14 protein-coding genes are annotated in these 17367 nt (G+C 65.5%); 5 read left to right on the top strand and 9 right to left on the bottom strand.

Annotated elements, in window-relative coordinates; translation table 11 throughout:
• Window positions 1-21 precede the first annotated feature (21 nt).
• Window positions 22-1635 carry a PucR family transcriptional regulator gene (locus D9V32_RS03110; protein WP_121647435.1) on the bottom strand — a complete coding sequence of 538 codons (1614 nt, stop codon included), beginning with the start codon at window positions 1633-1635 and terminating at the stop codon, window positions 22-24.
• Between the two features lie 144 nt (window positions 1636-1779).
• Between D9V32_RS03110 and D9V32_RS03105 the strand changes: the two genes are divergently transcribed.
• Window positions 1780-5184 carry a proline dehydrogenase family protein gene (locus tag D9V32_RS03105; RefSeq protein WP_121647434.1) on the top strand — a complete coding sequence of 1135 codons (3405 nt, stop codon included), beginning with the start codon at window positions 1780-1782 and terminating at the stop codon, window positions 5182-5184.
• A gap of 38 nt (window positions 5185-5222) precedes the next feature.
• Here D9V32_RS03105 and D9V32_RS03100 read toward each other — a convergent pair whose 3' ends face one another.
• Window positions 5223-6011, bottom strand: coding sequence for an Abi family protein (locus D9V32_RS03100; protein WP_121647433.1), 789 nt, complete (start codon window positions 6009-6011; stop codon window positions 5223-5225).
• 322 nt (window positions 6012-6333) lie between these two features.
• Here D9V32_RS03100 and D9V32_RS03095 point away from each other — a divergent pair, with 322 nt between their 5' ends.
• On the top strand, window positions 6334-7143 hold the full coding sequence (locus D9V32_RS03095; RefSeq protein ID WP_245981982.1) for a DUF1295 domain-containing protein: 810 nt from the start codon (window positions 6334-6336) through the stop codon (window positions 7141-7143).
• Between the two features lie 121 nt (window positions 7144-7264).
• Here the strand turns inward: D9V32_RS03095 and D9V32_RS03090 are convergent, their stop codons facing one another.
• From D9V32_RS03090 to D9V32_RS03065, 6 genes are all read right to left on the bottom strand, one after another.
• Entirely contained in the window at window positions 7265-8464 is a 1200-nt protein-coding gene (locus D9V32_RS03090) for an MFS transporter (protein ID WP_121647432.1), read from the bottom strand.
• A 9-nt stretch (window positions 8465-8473) separates the two neighbouring features.
• On the bottom strand, window positions 8474-9637 hold the full coding sequence (locus tag D9V32_RS03085) for an L-tyrosine/L-tryptophan isonitrile synthase family protein (RefSeq protein ID WP_121647431.1): 1164 nt from the start codon (window positions 9635-9637) through the stop codon (window positions 8474-8476).
• Window positions 9638-9806: 169 nt separating this feature from the next.
• The gene (gene groL, locus D9V32_RS03080) at window positions 9807-11426 is read right to left on the bottom strand and encodes a chaperonin GroEL (protein WP_121647430.1); all 1620 of its coding nucleotides are present in this window, start codon (window positions 11424-11426) and stop codon (window positions 9807-9809) included.
• Between the two features lie 142 nt (window positions 11427-11568).
• Window positions 11569-12609, bottom strand: coding sequence for a DUF3048 domain-containing protein (locus D9V32_RS03075; RefSeq protein ID WP_121647429.1), 1041 nt, complete (start codon window positions 12607-12609; stop codon window positions 11569-11571).
• 96 nt (window positions 12610-12705) lie between these two features.
• Entirely contained in the window at window positions 12706-13368 is a 663-nt protein-coding gene (locus tag D9V32_RS03070) for a LytR C-terminal domain-containing protein (protein ID WP_121647428.1), read from the bottom strand.
• A gap of 105 nt (window positions 13369-13473) precedes the next feature.
• Complete coding sequence (locus D9V32_RS03065) at window positions 13474-13767, bottom strand: DUF3263 domain-containing protein (protein ID WP_220700641.1); 294 nt, start codon at window positions 13765-13767, stop codon at window positions 13474-13476.
• A 182-nt stretch (window positions 13768-13949) separates the two neighbouring features.
• Here D9V32_RS03065 and msrB point away from each other — a divergent pair, with 182 nt between their 5' ends.
• Window positions 13950-14357 (top strand): peptide-methionine (R)-S-oxide reductase MsrB, encoded by a 408-nt coding sequence (msrB, locus tag D9V32_RS03060; RefSeq protein ID WP_121647426.1) that lies wholly within the window; start codon window positions 13950-13952, stop codon window positions 14355-14357.
• Between the two features lies 1 nt (window position 14358).
• Window positions 14359-14901 (top strand): nitroreductase family protein, encoded by a 543-nt coding sequence (locus tag D9V32_RS03055; protein ID WP_121647425.1) that lies wholly within the window; start codon window positions 14359-14361, stop codon window positions 14899-14901.
• Window positions 14902-14965: 64 nt separating this feature from the next.
• Here D9V32_RS03055 and D9V32_RS03050 read toward each other — a convergent pair whose 3' ends face one another.
• Window positions 14966-15961: a DMT family transporter gene (locus D9V32_RS03050; protein WP_121647424.1), complete on the bottom strand. Its 996-nt coding sequence runs from the start codon at window positions 15959-15961 to the stop codon at window positions 14966-14968.
• 286 nt (window positions 15962-16247) lie between these two features.
• Between D9V32_RS03050 and D9V32_RS03045 the strand changes: the two genes are divergently transcribed.
• Entirely contained in the window at window positions 16248-17198 is a 951-nt protein-coding gene (locus D9V32_RS03045) for an LCP family protein (RefSeq protein WP_245981980.1), read from the top strand.
• Window positions 17199-17367: the final 169 nt, after the last annotated feature.

Raw genomic sequence — 17367 nt, 5'->3', positions numbered from 1 at the left:
CCGACGCCGGGCAGGCTCGCGCTACTCAGTCGCGCCAGATCCCGTTGGTTCCGGCAACCGCAGCAGCAGCGCGAGCATCAGCCGGGTTGCGGCATCGGCGAGGTCGAGCCCGCTGATCTGCTGTGCCCGGGTCAGTCGATACCGCAGGGTATTCGGATGGATGCCGAGCCGTTCGGCGGCGTGACGCACATCGGAAAACGCATCGAGGTACACCCGCACGCTCGGCACGAGCGAGCCGTCGTGTTCGGCATCGTGGGCGCGCAGCGCGGTGAGCCGCGGATCGCGGAGGTCCGGGCGGGCGGCCAGCCAGCCGGTCACCTCGCCCAGCAGCACGTCCGATCGCAGGCCGGAGCGGGTCACCACCGTGGGGAACCGGGCCGGGTCTCGGGCCACGGTGTCCAGCAGGTGGTCCACGCTCAGCCGCGCCTCGGCGAGGGTGGGTAGGCCGCCCTCGGCCTCGGCGATTCCGGCACGAAGTTCGGCCGTGAGGCGCGCGCGCAGGCTCGAGACGGCGTTCTCGGTCCACTCGGTGAGGCGATCGGGATCGGTTCCGGTCACCACCGCGTAGAGGCGGCCGCGGTGGGTGCCCACCACGATCCGACGACGATGGCTCGATGCCGACAGACGAAGGTAACCGGTGAGGGCGGCGGCGTCCTGATCGCCGAGCCCTCCGGCAGACTCAGCCGCGAACCCGATGACCGCGAGGAACTCCCCCGGGTGCGGGTCGAGCATGCTGGCCAGGGCGTAGCGGTCGGTGACCGAGGGCTCGACCCCGTGGGCACCGAGGCCGAGGCCACCGCGCACGAGCCGTTCTTCCTGGCCAGGGCCACCCGGCCGGCCGCGCAGACCGCGTACCGCAATTCGGGCGGCGCCCGGCAGCAGTTCGCGAGCATCCGGCGCAAAATCGGTGGGCCCGCGCTGCACCCAGAGCGTGCCGAGGAACTCGCCCGCGTCATGGATCCCCACCGCCAGACGCTCCTGCCGCAGACCATCGGCCGTGGCCGGGACGTAGAGCACGGTGTCTTCGCGGGCGAGCGCGGTCAGCACGCCCTCGTCGCTCAGTCGGCGCATCTGTGCGGCCGGACCGCGGCGCCCGAGGATCGAGGAGATGCGCAGCTCGTCCGCGCCCGCCACCGCGCGGGAGTAGGCCAACACCTCCCCACCCGGCCCCTCGATACTCACGAGCCCGCGCACCTGCGCGGCCACGGATTCGGCGAGGGTGAAGAGGTCTTCGGCATCATCGCCACGCCCGGTGTCGAGCGGCGCCGTGCGTGCCAGCACACGCTGAACGATGCCCGCGAGCTGATCCCAGCCGGCATCGGGGTGCACCCGCACGAGGTGCACGCGCCGCTGCTGGGCGGTGGCGATCGCGTCGAGGTTTTCGCTCGCGAGCTTCACGAACAGCACGCTTCCCGCCGGGACCAGCGCGAGGAGCTCCACCAGCCCCTCGATTCGCACGCCGATGAGCAGCAGGACGTCGGCCTCGGGCAGGCTGCGCGAGCGCAGTTCCTCGGCCTCGATCACCGCGCTGGTGCGCACCGGTACCGAGCCTCCGCCGGCGGTGAGCAGCCGCGCGAGGGGGGATCCGATCGTGCTGAGGAGGGTGCGGAGCTCGACATCCTCGGTCAGGGCCATACTCGCCGCCTTTATTTGTGCAATTGAACTATGAACAGACTATCTTCTCTTATTCCTGGCCAATAGTTTTCCCGGTGTCTCGGCGTAGATTGGCAGGATCAGCCGCATCCGGCTGACATCGGAATCTTTGTCGTCAGGAACACCATGACCACCGAACCCATCGCCGTCCCCGGCGAGGACGCCGTCGCCCTCGTTCGCCGCTGGCTTGCCGAGAGCAAGGATCACGCACCCAGCCGCTCCGCGAGCCTGCTCGCCGAGACGCTGCGCGACCCGGCCGGCCTCGACTTCACCCTGGGCTTTGTTGACCGCGTGATTCGCCCCGAGGACCTCGGCGTCGCCGCCCGCAACCTCCGTGCCCTCGCCGCCCACACCCCGCAGTTCCTGCCCGCATACATGCGCGGTGCGGTGCGCCTCGGTGGCGCTTTCGCCCCGATCCTGCCGGGCATCGTGGTGCCGATCGCCCGCCGCGTGCTGCGCGGAATGGTGAGCCACCTGATCCTCGATGCGCGCCCGGCACAGCTCGGCCGCGGCATCAGCCACCTCTCGGCCGCCGGTCACCGCCTCAACATCAACCTGCTCGGCGAGGCCGTGCTGGGTGATGCCGAGGCCAACCGCCGCCTGGCCGGTACCCGCGATCTGCTCGCGCGTCCGGACGTCGACTACGTCTCGATCAAGGTGTCCTCGGTTGTCAACGAGCTGAGCCTGTGGGACTACGACAACACCGTCACCAAGGTCGTTGACCGCCTGGTGCCGCTGTATGAGCTGGCCGCGTCCTCCGCGACCCCGAAGTTCATCAACCTGGACATGGAGGAGTACCACGACCTCCACCTGACCATCGACGTGCTGAAGAAGATCCTGGACCGCCCGGAGTTCCTGACCCTCGAGGCCGGAATCGTGCTGCAGGCCTACCTGCCCGATGCTCTCGGCGCGCTGCAGGATCTCACCGTCTGGTCGCAGGCTCGTCGCGCCCGCGGCGGTGCCGGTATCAAGGTGCGCGTCGTGAAGGGCGCAAACCTCGCGATGGAGACCGTCTCGGCCACCGTGCACGGCTGGGAACTCGCCACCTACGGCACCAAGCAGGACTCGGATACCAACTACAAGCGCGTGCTCGACTGGGCGCTGCGCCCCGAGAACACCGACGCCGTGCGCCTCGGTATCGCCGGCCACAACCTCTTCGACATCGCTCACGCGCACCTGCTGGCCACCGCACGCGGTGTGTCCGACCGGGTCGAGTTCGAGATGCTGCTCGGCATGGCCGAGGGCCAGGCCGCCGCGATCTCGAAGGACGTGGGCTCGCTGCTGCTCTACACCCCGGTGGTTGCCCCGGAAAACTTCGACGCCGCGATCTCGTACCTGGTGCGCCGCCTGGAGGAGAACGCCAGCCCGCAGAACTTCATGTCCGCGGTGTTTGAGCTCACCAAGGAGCCCGCGCTGTTCGAGCGCGAGAAGAACCGCTTCCTGGACTCCCTGGCCGCGGTGGATGCCACCGTGCCGGGTGCAAACCGCACCCAGACCCGTCTGAACGAGACGCCGGTCGCCCCGGTTGGTGGTTTCGACAACACCCCGGACACCGACTCCTCGCTGCCCGCCAACATCCGCTGGGCTCACGACATCGCCGCGCGTATCCCCTCCTCCGAGCTGGGTCTCGCCGGAATCGCCGCGGCCGCCGTGCACTCCGCCGATGAGGTGGAGACGCTCGTCGCCGGTGCCCGTGCCAGCCAGCCCGCGTGGCAGGCCGCCGGTGCCGCCGAGCGTGCCCGCGTGCTGCGTGAGGTGGCCCGCGAGCTGGCCGCGCACCGCGGTGAGCTGATCGAGGTTGCCGCGGTTGAAACCGGCAAGAGCCTCGACCAGGCCGACCCGGAGATCTCCGAGGCCATCGACTTCGCCGCCTACTACGCCGAGCGTGCCGAGGAGCTGGAGGCCCTGCAGGGAGCCGAGTTCACCCCCGCGGCACTGACCGTGGTGGCCCCGCCCTGGAACTTCCCCATCGCGATCCCCACCGGTTCGACCCTCGCAGCGCTGGCCGCGGGATCCGCCGTGATCCTGAAGCCCGCCCCGCAGGCACGCCGCTGCGCCGCCGTCATTGCCGAGCTGCTCTGGGCTGCCGGTGTGCCGCGCGAGGTGCTGATCCTCGCGGATGTGGCCGAGGGTGAGCTGGGCAAGCAGCTAATCTCGCACCCGAGCGTGGACCGCGTGATCCTCACCGGTGCGTTTGAGACCGCCGAGCTGTTCCGCTCCTGGCGTTCGGACCTCCCGCTGCTCGCCGAGACCTCGGGGAAGAACTCGATCATCGTGACCCCGAGCGCCGACATCGACCTCGCCGTGGCGGACGTCGTGTACTCGGCCTTCGGCCACGCCGGTCAGAAGTGCTCGGCTGCGAGCCTCGTCATCCTGGTGGGTGAGATGGGCCGTTCGGAGCGCTTCATCAACCAGCTCGTTGACGCCGCAACCAGCCTGCGCGTTGACCTGCCGACCAACCTCGCCGCGCAGGTCGGCCCGATCATCGAGCCCGCCGCCGGCAAGCTCGCCTGGGCCCTGACCGAGCTGGCCCCGGGTGAAACCTGGGCCGTGGAGCCGAAGAGGCTCGACGCCGAGGGGCAGCTGTACTCCCCCGGCGTGCGCGTGGGCGTGGCCGAGGGTAGCCGCTTCCACACCACCGAGTTCTTCGGTCCGGTGCTCGGCGTGATGGCCGTCCCGACCCTGGAGGACGCCATCCGAGTGCAGAACGGCACCGCGTATGGTCTGACCGCGGGTCTCCACTCGCTGGATGCCGCCGAGCTGAAGATCTGGCTTGACGGTGTGCAGGCAGGAAACCTGTACGTCAACCGCGGTATCACCGGTGCGATCGTGCGCCGTCAGCCCTTCGGTGGCTGGAAGCGCTCGGCCATCGGTGCCGGCGCGAAGGCCGGCGGACCGAACTACCTGTTTGGTCTCGGTTCGTTTGCTCCCGCCGCCGCGGCGAGCGTACCGCAGGTTTCGATCGACGCTCGCGTGCGCGCCATCATCGACGCCTCGGGTGCCGACACCGCCGCGCTGCTGCGCGCCGCCGCCCTCGACCAGGCCGCCTGGGATGCCGAGTTCGGTGCGATCACCGATGTGTCCGCCCTCGTGCTGGAGCGCAACATCTTCCGCTACCTGCCCGCCCACACCGGCGTGCGGATCGCGGAGAACGCGGCCCTGACCGACGCCGTGCGCGTCCTGATCGCCGCCGTTCGCGCCGGCGGTTCGGTTCCGGTGAGCACCGGTCTGGCGCTCCCCGGCGCGCTCGAGGCAGCCGCCCGCACCGCGGGTCTGCGCCTCACCGCAGAGTCGGACGCCGCCTGGCTCGCCACGCTGCCGAAGACCGACCTCGCGCGCATTCGCGTGGTGGGCACCAGCAGCGCCGACGAGTACGCCGCCGCCGGTGGACGCCCCGAGCTGGCGTTCTACCGCGACCCGATCACCGAGGCCGGCCGCATTGAGCTGCTGCCGTTCCTGCACGAGCAGGCCGTCTCGATTACCGCACACCGCTTCGGTAACCACGACGCCTGGTCTGAGGCAGCGATCTAACCACCCTCCCCAGGGCACTACACGGCCCCCGGAACCGGCTACGGTTCCGGGGGCTTTGCCGTCGTATCAGGGGCCGCCGCGGGCCCTCCCTGAGCGGCGATGGGGAGCGGGTTCTGCGCGATGATCGCCGCTACTTCCGACGTTGCGAGGAGAAGGGTGCGGAGATCCCGATCGATCATGGAGGCAAGCCTGAGGCAATCCTGGTGAGCAGTCTCAACGCTCACCACGAGTTCCTGTCCCGGAAGCTGGATGCCGTTGATAAACGGTTCATGATGCGCCACCCGGTTTCGCAGCGCGTTGATGCGGCTCACGATGGAGAGCGCATATCCTCGCTGCCAGCGTTGCCCATCGATTTCCGCCTGCTCCCGGCCGCCGGGGAATGCCCGGTCGAGCACCCCGCGCCACAAGCTGTCGTAGTTGCAGCGGACCCGACGCGGGGCTCGCCCCACGTGGTCGCCCCGGTCAAGCAGGCCTCGCCAGAATCCAAACATGCAGTGCGCGATGACGTCGTCCGGCATTTTCGATTCTGAAGCCCTCACCCACGCCGCGCTCAACTGATGCCTGGTCCGTTCGTCGAGGAGTACGGATGGGTCTGCGTACCACTCCGGACCCCATCTCCTCACAATCTGGGCATTCATCGCGTTTCGAAGCGCGGGTTCCAGTAGGGCAATATCCGCGAGAAAACCGATCGCCAGCCGGCGATCCCAGAGGTAGAGCTCGAGTGCGGCCTCTCGGTCTCCCCTTGCGGCAGCCACATACACGCGCATCCTCCTCAGGGATATCGCCCGCTCGAGTGCGCAAAAATACCGCTCGGAAAAGATAACCATTGGCTGCTCCCCTGTTGACGTGTTACGCTGGCCTCGAAGTCCCCGGCACATGCCTCTGTCGAACATGATTCGTTATGCTGCCGGGGTTTTTCTTTGCCCAGTTCACCGCGAAGCACCCCGTCACGGCGGCAATCCACGAGGTCCGTGAGAAACTTCCTGGCTTCACTGGCCTGGGGAAACATTCACACGCGTCGACGGCGACCGGTTTTTGTCCCCAGACTGCCCGGATTTTCCCCGGATGCTTGCCCTCCCCCGCGCACGTTGCAAGAATGGGGCGCACCGGGGACGGGGTGTTCCGGTGGCAAGGAGACCAGCGTTGGGTATGTCCGCGATCAATCCGCTACTCGTGTGCGTTGTGATTTTTGCGGTGGTGGCCGTGCTGACCTGGGCGGTGACGGCGAGGCGCGGCTCATCGGCGTGGCTCGATCGGCTGTGGTCGATTCTGCCCATCGTCTACGCGTGGGTGTTTGCCGGTGCTGCGGGTCTCGGCGATGCACGGCTGAACCTCCTCGCAGTGCTGGCCACCGCCTGGGGCGTGCGGCTGACGTTCAACTATGCCCGCAAGGGTGGCTTTCGCCGCGGTGCCGAGGACTACCGCTGGGGCACCGTGCGTCAGAAACTCACTCCGGCACAGTGGGTGGTCTTTCACGCGCTCTTCATCAGCGTCTATCAGCAGGCGCTCCTGCTCCTGCTGATTCTGCCCGCATGGACCGCCTACGAGCACCGTACGCCGCTGGGGGTTCTCGACTGGATCCTCGCCGCCATCTTTATGCTTCTGCTCGTGGGAGAGGGCACGGCGGACGGCCAGCAGTGGCGCTTCCAGCAGCGCAAGCATGCGGCCGCGACGGCCGGGAAGCCGCTCACCGAGGGATTCATCAGCACCGGCCTGTTCCGCTATTCGCGGCATCCCAACCTGTTCTGCGAAATCCTCATGTGGTGGGTGTTCTACGCGATCGGAGCCGCGGCCGTCGGTCCGCTACTGTCCTGGACCATCATCGGCACGGTTCTGCTGACCGCGCAGTCCTTCGGATCGACGGTCATGGCCGAGTCCCTCTCCGGCGCGAAATACCCCGCCTACGCGGCCTATCGCGCCCGTACCTCACGCCTGGTCCCCTGGCCCCCGCGAGCCTAGCCGGCACGCCAAAACGGGTGCCCTCCGGAAGGAGATCGATCGTCTGTGTGAAGCGAGGCGTGGTTTGAGCGGTCCACACCGCCGCCACCAATGGCCAGAGGACGGTAGCCTACGAGGTCGGTCAGAAACCTCTTGTCCTGGGTGGCCTGAGGAAACCGCCCAGCACAACGAGCACAATTGCGGCGATGGTCCAGGCAAGCGCCTCATAGGAGAGGGCTGCCATCACGAGGCCCGCGAGAACACTGAAAACGCCCCCGGAGACATTCATACCGAGGTCGGTAAGCCCCTGAAAGACGCCTCGCTCCGGCTCAGGAATTTTGCCAGACACAAGCGCAGACCCCGCAACGATCCCCATCGACCAGGCAAATCCGAGGAGGGTCAGACCAACCGGGAATAGCCACGGCGTATTCGTAGACGCCAGGGCAAGAATCACGGCGGATACCCCGGACAGTATGAGGCCTGCCACGCCGACTACCCCTGCACCTCGCCACCGGGCGAGCATCCCAAAAACCGGGCTCAAAACATACATGGCTACCAGGTGAGCACTCATGATGAGCCCAACCACCCCGGCCGAGGTCTGGAGATGGCTCAGGTGCACCGGGGCCATTCCCATCAGCGCGATCATCGCGGCGTGCGAAACGAGCGTGATGATCAGCCCCTGGGTTGCGGACCGATGCTTTCGCAAGAGCATCGGGATCTCACTGAGCCGCACACGACGCTTGGCTGCAAACGCGATGTGGGGGCGCTTCCCGTTCGCACCCGCAAATGATGCGGCGATGGCGAGCATGTAGAGGATGAGCAAGAGCTGATATGGCCCCAGGTGCGAGGCCGCGCTCATCTGGCCCACGAGGTTGGGTCCGAGCAGGGCACCAATCGTGCCCGCCCAGAGAATCAGGCTGATGGCGAGGGGAACACTCGCTGGTTTCTCGACGATATCCGCCGCGGCAAATCTTGTGGCCAGGCCTCCGACGGTACCACCCCCAACCAGGAAAAGCGCGACGAGAAAGAGGGGCCAAGATTCGATACTCACCGCCCCGATCGTGCCCCCGGCACCACCTGCGGCGAGGGCGAACGCCACCGCGAGTGCGGTTCCTCGCCCACTTTTTTGAGCGAGCCTCGCGATGGGAAAGGTCAGGACGCTTGCGCCAACAATCATTGAGGTCTGGGCAAGCCCCGATATCTGTCCCGAACCGGAGAGACGGAATGCCGTTGGCGTCACCACGGTGAGCGCAACGCCTGCCGCGGTGGACGCGAATACCTGCGCAAGCCCCAGTGCGGTCAGTCTGGCTCGGATGGCAAGCCGCGGCCGCCGTCTAGGCACGCATCACGCTCACTCGGTGAGCTCCTCATAGTAAAACGGGGCCTCGTCACCGTAGATGTACACCGCACGGAAACGTTCGAACTCTTGAAAAATCATGCTCTCGTATTCCGTTACGATCTCGCCGGAAGCGGTGAGAATCGCGACGCCGTGCCAGGGTGAAATAATTGTTCTCACATTTTTCAAGATCGGAGCATACTGTCCTGGTTTAGGATGCACGGTTCCACGTATGGCCTGTGGAAAAGCACGCCCAATAACATCAAGTTCACGAAGCTTTGTCATGAGCACCGCATACTCAAAAGCGGTATGTTCCGCACGTTCCTGCACAATTAATTCGGCTTGATCCGCGAAATCTTGAACCGATATCGGAAACGAGTCGCCGGATTTGTACATCTCTATGAGCGCAGAAGAGATTGCGGTCGTTTCGGTCCCCTGACGCAGGGCGCGAATCAGGTGTGCCCGTTGGGGGAAGCTTTTGTCCGTCCATTTTTCTGAGATGGAGCTACGAACCCGTTCGTCGATGTCCGAAAGCTCCGAAGCTCGGGCTGACATCAAATCATGCAATTCAACAATCTGGATTTGCCCGCGCGCCCCCAGAAGATCAATTTGTCGCCATAAGTTTGACGCATACGGCATGCCTTCATGATCGCTATATCCGTAAAAGTCACGATGGGCACGACCATCCAGTAGCAGAGTGATAACAAGTCCTGGAGCATGCAGTCGGGTCACGGCATCGGAGATATTTTTCAGAAGCTGAAGTGCATACAATTCGCCGAGGTCGGGGGCTACCCGCCGATGGGCAGCTGGGTTATGGGGCCGGCCTGCAAACGAAGGAAGTACCAGTTCAAGCGGACGACCGTGCTCCATTGCATCCCGGATCTTCGACAGTATCGTGCCGTCCTCTGCCCACGGGTGTTCGATCGGGCCGTTGAGGAACTCCGGCGCTGTCATCCTCGTCAGAACCTGTTGCGGGGTGGCCTCCTCGATAGCATTTTCGACAGTGGAAGTAAGCCCGTGCGTCCGCTGAAAGGTGTCGACGTCGAATCGAGGGAGCATCATGGAATCCGGAGATCTCCACCGCCGAGCAGCATCCAAGAGTTTCTGCGGATCTGCCTTCCACCCCGGTTCGGTATATGAGATATGGATGAAGTTCTCGGGTGATACTTGCTGCGCCATGATTTCCCCCTGTTGGTTGAGGGCTCAGCCTGCCTGTCTGAGCTGACGATCGCCTCCATCCTCAGGGCCGTGCCCTCTGCACTTGTTATCTGGACTCGTCGGCTTTGTGTACAGCAAAACGGGCGCCCTCCCGAAGGAGAGCGCCCGTCCCGTGTGAAGCGAGGGGGACTTAGAAGTCCATACCGCCGCCGTCGCCACCGGCTACCGGAGCAGCCTTCTCGGGCTTGTCAGCCACGACGACCTCGGTGGTCAGGAACAGACCGGCGATCGATGCGGCGTTCTGCAGTGCCGAGCGGGTGACCTTAGCCGGGTCGATGATGCCCTGGGCGATCATGTCACCGTACTCGCCGGATGCGGCGTTGAAGCCGTGGCCGACGGGCAGGTCGCGGACCTTGGCGGCCACAACACCGGGCTCCTGGCCGGCGTTCAGTGCGATCTGCTTCAGCGGGGCCTCGATGGCCACGCGAACGATGTTTGCACCGGTTGCCTCGTCGCCGACGAGCTCCAGCTTCTCGAAGGCCAGCTTGCCGGCCTGGATCAGGGCAACGCCACCACCGGCGATGATGCCCTCTTCGACGGCAGCCTTTGCGTTACGCACGGCGTCCTCGATGCGGTGCTTGCGCTCCTTGAGCTCGACCTCGGTTGCGGCACCGGCCTTGATGACCGCAACACCGCCGGCCAGCTTGGCCAGACGCTCCTGCAGCTTCTCACGGTCGTAGTCCGAGTCGGTTGCCTCGATCTCGCGACGGATCTGAGCCACGCGACCGGCGATTGCGTCGGCGTCGCCGGCACCCTCAACGATGGTGGTCTCGTCCTTGGTGATGACCACCTTGCGGGCACGGCCCAGGTCGGTCAGCTTGATCTGCTCGAAGGTCAGGCCGAGCTCGGCGGAGATAACCTCTCCACCGGCCAGTACGGCGATGTCCTTGAGCTGAGCCTTGCGGCGCTCACCGAAGCCCGGAGCCTTGACGGCGGCGGACTTGAAGATGCCACGGATCTTGTTCACGACGAGGGTGGTCAGCGCTTCGCCGTCCACATCCTCGGCGATGATGACGAGGGGCTTGCCGGTCTGCATGACCAGGTCGGCTACCGGGGAGAGGTCCTTGACCGAGGAGATCTTGGAGTCTGCGATGAGGATGTAGGCATCCTCGAAGACGGTCTCCTGGCGGTCGGGGTCGGTCACGAAGTAGGCCGACAGGTAACCCTTGTCGAAGCGCATACCCTCGGTCAGCTCGAGCTCGGTGCCGAAGGTGCTGGACTCCTCAACGGTGACCACACCCTCCTTACCAACCTTGTCGATGGCCTCGGCGATGATCTCACCAATGCCGGTGTCGGCAGCCGAGATCGACGCGGTAGCGGCGATCTGGTCCTTGGTCTCGATCTCCTTGGAGGCCTCGGTCAGCTCGGCGATGACCGCGGCAACGGCCTTCTCAATGCCCTTCTTCAGGCTGATGGGGTCGGCGCCGGCTGCGACGTTGCGCAGACCCTCGCGGACCAGAGCCTGGGCCAGAACCACCGAGGTGGTGGTACCGTCGCCGGCGACGTCATCGGTCTTCTTGGCGACCTCCTTGACGAGCTCCGCACCGATCTTCTCGTACGGGTCGTCGAGCTCGATCTCCTTGGCGATGGACACACCATCGTTGGTGATCGTGGGGGCGCCCCACTTCTTCTCAAGTACTACGTTCCGACCGCGCGGGCCAAGGGTGACCTTGACGGCGTCGGCGAGCGTGTTCAGTCCGCGCTCAAGACCGCGGCGGGCCTCTTCGTCAAAAGCAATGATCTTTGCCATGTGGTTTTTCGTCCCTCCCGGACGTCGAAAACAGGGTTAGCACTCGGGGAATGTGAGTGCTAATTCGATTCTGGCACTCTCCACCTATGAGTGCAAGCCGAAGGGCTCAGATTACGGCACACTAACACCGTGCCGTTCGGCGCTACTGAACGGTGATGTCGGCCCCGGGAACCAGCGGCACCAGCTCAACCCAGGTGTTGCCCGGGGCCAGTAGAACCGCGCTCCCGTCCTCGGCGGTGAGCCGGATCGGTTCGGTAGCCGACGCCTTGGCCCAGCTCACGGCGATGGTCTTTCCCGCGGTGGCCACCTGGCCCACACCCGAACCGATTAGTTCGGTCTTCGGGACATCCGGATACTGATGGGAAATCTCGACCCGGAGCGAAACGACGTTAATCGCGGACAGAGGCTTCCCATCGGCCGCGAGATCGGGGTGCCCCTGCTGCGATCGCACAAACGAGCCGCCGGCCTCGGCCCAGTCCCAGGACTGTTTCCGGAACGCCGAGAATGTGGTGTGAATCGAGGCCACGGGCACACCCGAGAGTGCCGCGGTGGCCGATTCCGGGCCGTCCGAATGGTCAAACTGCGGGCGAGGAGGGGCCAGTGCGGCCTCCTTTTTCAGGAGGTCCTGCGCACGCAGAATGACGTTGTGAGGGGCCGGTTTGTCTTTCGAGCGATACATGAAGGGGTCTGCGTTTGCGTCACCGTGCACGTAGTTTTTCACCGGGGCCGCGCGCATCATGTCCACGAAGATCTGCTGCCCGCCGGAGTACGCAACGAGGCCGCCAAACGGCGAGACGATATCCGGGTCCATCGGTCGAATGGATCTCAGCGGCCCGATTTCCTTCGGGATGCGCGACTGCCACACGCCCACGTACCGCGTGAGTCCGCCCTCAACGAGCTCCTCGAAGACGATATCCGCCTGGTCGAGCCCCCGCTGCGGACGCGCCTCCGCGTCGTTTCCGATTTTCGCGGAGAGCGCGGGGCTGGTCTCGGTGGCCGAGGTCACCGGCATCCCCGTCAGGGGCGAGGTCTCCGGAGGGGCACTCGGCGCTACCGAGCCGGCTTCGGACGCCCCGGGTTTCGGATGGGTGGCGCAGGCACTCAGCAGCACACCACCCGCCAGCAGGAGGGCGAGTGCGCGTGCGACCCGGGAGACACCACCGGGAGAATGAGTTCCGACCATGCGGCCACCCTAGGCGAAATCCGTCGATTTTTGGGGATGCAAACGGGTCGAATCCTGTTCGCATCCCCGGGGAGCCGCTCGCGGCCCCGCTCAGTACTAGTTGCTGGCCGAGTAGTCGGCGCCGAGAACGGCCACGACCTGGTTGACCGGTGCGGCACCGCCGCCCTTGACGGTCGCGAACTCGTTGGACTTGAGCACCTTCGAGATGCCGAGGTTCGAGGCCAGTGCTCGCGCGGCCTGTTCGCCGGCCGCGGCGTGGTAGTAAACGGCACTCTCACGCACGGTTCGGGAGGAGGCGTTACCCACGTTGATCTGCTGAGTCCAGCCATCCTTCTTCAGGTTGGCGGCAGCGCCGGCAGACAGCCCGGTCGTGGTGGTTCCGTTGAGGACGTACACCACGGCCGTCGGGTCGGCCTTGAGGTCGCCAGTCGGCGGGGTGGAGGGCTCATTCGAGGGGGCTTCGCTCTCGCCATTGCCCGGTGTCGCGCCCTCGTCGGTACCGGGTTCCTCGGTGGCATTCCCGTCGGGATCGGTGGAGGGCTGCGCACTCGAGGTGTTTGCCGGCGGGGTGAAGTCGATCCGGCCGTTCTGCACGGCGATGTAGATGATGCCCGCGAGCACGAGAGCAACCACGGCGATGATGGCGACCAGCCAACCCAAGCGCCGCGGCGGCAGTGCGCCGGCTGCCCGGTGGGCACCCACCCGCTTGGAGTTCTTGGGTGCGTTATCAAAGCGGTCGTGGGGATAGCGTTCGCGCATCTGGTCGGTTCCTTGTGGGCGGATCAATCGAGAGGAGGGGATCTTCTCGGCGGGAAAGAGTGGGACGAGCGGGTGCCGGCGCTCAGGCCGGAGACAGCCAGGGGGCTAGTGTTGGCCGGTGACGCGGCGCTCACGTGCGGCCTGCCGCGCCTGGCGCAGCCGCTGGAGACGCTTGATCAGCATCGGATCAAAGATGAGGGCCGCCGGGCGATCGATCAGGGCGGAGAGAATTTGATAGTAGCGGGCCGGGGAGAGCGAGAGTTCGGCGCGGATCGCCTCCTCCTTCAGCCCTGGATGCTGCCACCAGCGGTTTTCAAACTCGAGGATGGCACGCTCGCGGTCCGTCAGCGCACCGGCGCGAACGGGTTCCGGCGTTGATGCCGTGGAATCGGAACTCATTGTCATCTCCCCGCCAGTTGTGCTTACCCCGAGAGGTCCGTGTTGGGTAATCCTAACCCGAATCTCTGAACGCTTCGGTGGACCGGCCGGGAGTATGCGGGTAAGCGTGCGTGGCGGACACGGGAACAAAGCGTGCCGCGGAGCGTTAGATTAGGAGTGGACCACCACCCGAAGGAGACGCAATGACCACCCCCGTGAACAAGAGCGACGCCGAATGGCGTGAAGAACTTTCCCCCGAGCAGTACCAGGTGCTGCGTGAGGCTGCGACGGAGCGCCCGTGGACGGGTGAGCTTCTCGATGAGGAGCGCGCCGGCCTGTACACCTGTGCCGCCTGTGGTGCGGAACTGTTCAAGAGCGGTACCAAGTTTGATTCCGGCTGCGGCTGGCCGAGCTTCTATGAATCGGTCCGTCCCGAGGCCGTGAAGCTCATCGAGGACTCCTCGCTGGGCATGGTGCGCACCGAGGTGCGCTGCGCGACCTGCGATTCCCACCTGGGCCACGTGTTCGATGATGGTTTCGGCACCCCCACGGGCGACCGCTACTGCATGAACTCGATCGCGCTCAACTTCACCGCCGCGGACTCCGAGTAGCGTGAGCGCGGGGGCGTATGAGGCCGCGCTGGCGCGGCGATCACGGTCGAAGGTTTCCGCGGAGACCCCGGATCATGCGGAGCTTCTGCGCCTGGTGGGTGCGGCCGGCCGCGTGGCCGATCACAGCGGGCTGGAGCCGTGGCGGCTCATTGAGTTGCGCGGTGATGCGCGTATCCGCTTGGGTGCCGCGCTTTCGGCGGCCGAGGGTAAGGATTCCCCCTCCTCAAAGCCCCTGCGTGCCGAGCTCCTCATCGCCGTGGTGTTTTCTCCGAGGAAGAGCCACAAGGTGCCCGAGTGGGAGCAGGAGGCGGTGGCCTCGGGGGTGGCGCACGTCCTGAGCCTTCTCCTGGATGAGGCCGGCTGGGGCGTTCTCTGGCGCACCGGCGGCCTGACCCGATCCGAGCCCGTGCACGAAATGCACGCCCTGGCCCCGAACGAAAAGCTGCTGGGCTGGCTGTATGTGGGGGGCAAGATCCCTCGGGAGAAGTCCGAGCGTCCGCGCACCATCACGGCCGAGAAGTTCCTCTCGGTACTGGACGCCTAGGCGTATCCGGTACGACGAAGCCCGCATCCATTCGAGGATGCGGGCTTCGTCATTTCCGGGGCCTCTACCCGGCCGTGGTCTCGTCGGCCGGCTCGGGTACCGCGTGCGCGGGGCGGTGCCGTCCCCACCGGGGTAGCCCGGCGAGGATCGCGGCAACGAGCGCGAGGAGCGCTCCGCCGACGGTGGCGATGGACATCTGGTCGGCACCGAAATCGATGAGGTCGAGGATCACGGCGGTGACGAGCTGCCCGGCGATCATTCCCATTCCCATGAGGAGCACCCCGGTGGAGGAGACAATCCAGGCGGAGAGCCCGATGCAGACGCAGCCGATGATGCCGCCGAGGTAGAGGGTGGGATCGGTCGGCCAGGTGAACTCGGTGAAGTGCGGGCCACCGCTCACGAATACGGCAACGAGGAGCGCAAACGTGCCGAACAGAAAGTTGAGGAACGTCGCGGAGAGCACGCTCTGTGCGGCGGCACGCACGCGGCCGTTGACGGCCTGCTGCCAGCCGAGCAGGATGCCCGCGATGAAGGGCAGGGCGAGCGCCCAGAGCGGAATGTCGGTGGAGATTTTGCCGGAGACGGACCATCCGGTGGCGACGAGCACGAGGGCGGCACCGATCATGCGGTTGGCGCTCGGGCGTACCCGGCCCAGCGGGCCGAACCCGACGCCGTCGATGATGAGCCCGGAAACGGTCTGCCCGGCGACCACGGCGACGCTGAACATGGCGATTCCCACGATGATGCCCACGCGGCTCTGGCTGAACACGAGGAAGGCACCGCAGAAACCGGCGAGCAGGATCCACCAGGGCAGGGTGCGGTTCCATACCCCGCGGAACACGGCGGCCACACCGCGGCGGCCGTGACGCGAGATGAGCATGCCGACGCTCAGCACCACGAGTCCCGTGCCGAACGACACCGCCGCGGCGGCGAGGCCGTCGCCGAGGGCCTCACCGAGGTGGCCGTTGACCCGCACCTGAACCGACATGGCCGATCCGATGATGACGGCGAGGATGAGCGCGAACCAGCGCGGGAGGAGTCTGGCAGAACGCTGCGACATTGTGGGGCCTTTCGGGAGGTGGCGCCCCTAAAGGTGGGCACGCCGCGTGCCAGCTTACTCTCGTAACCGTTACCTGCGGGACGTACCGGGATGCCGGAATCACCGGCCGAGTCCTCGGGAATACGACATCGATATTGAGAATCGGCTCGGAAATCATCGCCCTTCAATCCACACCGGTTATTATTGGAGACTGCCCTGTGCCCGCTGTTTGGCACATCCCTCAAACCGGCAAGGACATACCTCCCCTATGGCGCTTACGAAGAAAAAACGCATCAGCCTGACAGTTGTGCTGTCTATCGTGGTGGTGATTCTCGCTATCGCCGTGGGTGGCGGTATCTTCGCGTTGACCCTCGCAAACAAGTTTGACGCCTACGAGAAGATCGACGATCCATTCCCCGATGAGGCTGGCCGCCCCGCGAAGAGCGACACGGGCTCGCAGAACATTCTGCTGCTGGGTTCGGATACCCGCGGCGAGATTGGCGATAAGGAACTCGACAATATCAAGGGCGACCGTTCCGACTCGATGATGATCGTGCACATTCCGGGCAACCGCGAGGGCATCTTTGTCACCTCGATCATGCGTGACAGCTGGGTACCGATTCCGGGCCGCGGCTCGGCCAAGATCAACGCCGCGATGGCGTACGGTGGCCCGAAGCTCGCCGTGCAGACGGTGGAGACCCTGATTAACGCCCGTATCGACCACGTTGCCGTGATCGACTTCGATGGCTTTGAGGGCCTGACCGACGCACTGGGCGGCGTGACGATCAACAACCCCATCGCGTTCACGGCTACCCATGGCAAACAGCACTTCAAGCAGGGTGAGATCACCCTGAGCGGTAAGGACGCCCTGTCGTTCGTGCGTGAGCGCTACTCCTTTAAGGACGGCGACTACCAGCGTGCACGCAACCAGCAGCTGTATATGAAGGGCGTCATGAACAAGCTGCTGAGCAAGGACACCCTGACGAACCCGGGCCGCGTGATCGAGTCGATCGACGCCATCTCGCCGTTCCTCAAGGCCGACAGCGGCATGAACGCAGCCTACGTGGCCGGCCTCGCACCGAGCCTCGCGGGCGTGCGCGGTGAGGACGTGCAGTTCATCACCGCCCCGACCAGCGGTACCGGCACCTCGCCGGACGGACAGTCGATCGTGCGCCTCGACGAGGTCAAGATGGGACAGCTGGCCACCGCCTTCCAGACGGACAAGCTGGCCGACTTCTTCGCGGCTAACAAGAAGTAGCGTCCGCTCCCTCAACACGAGTGCCGCCCCGGTTTTCCGGGGCGGCACTCGTGTTTTCATGCATCGCGCGAGGCGTTTGCGTCCCGACGAAGGTTCGTGCCATACGCGACACACCTATTGAGCTTCAGTTTTACAAATATAAGTAATTGTAAAGGACCGCAATTCCCCC

Origin of the sequence: Mycetocola tolaasinivorans (genome assembly GCF_003667565.1) — a bacterium.
Classification (GTDB): Bacteria; Actinomycetota; Actinomycetes; order Actinomycetales; family Microbacteriaceae; genus Mycetocola; species Mycetocola tolaasinivorans.
This window is presented reverse-complemented; position numbering and strand designations above follow the sequence as displayed.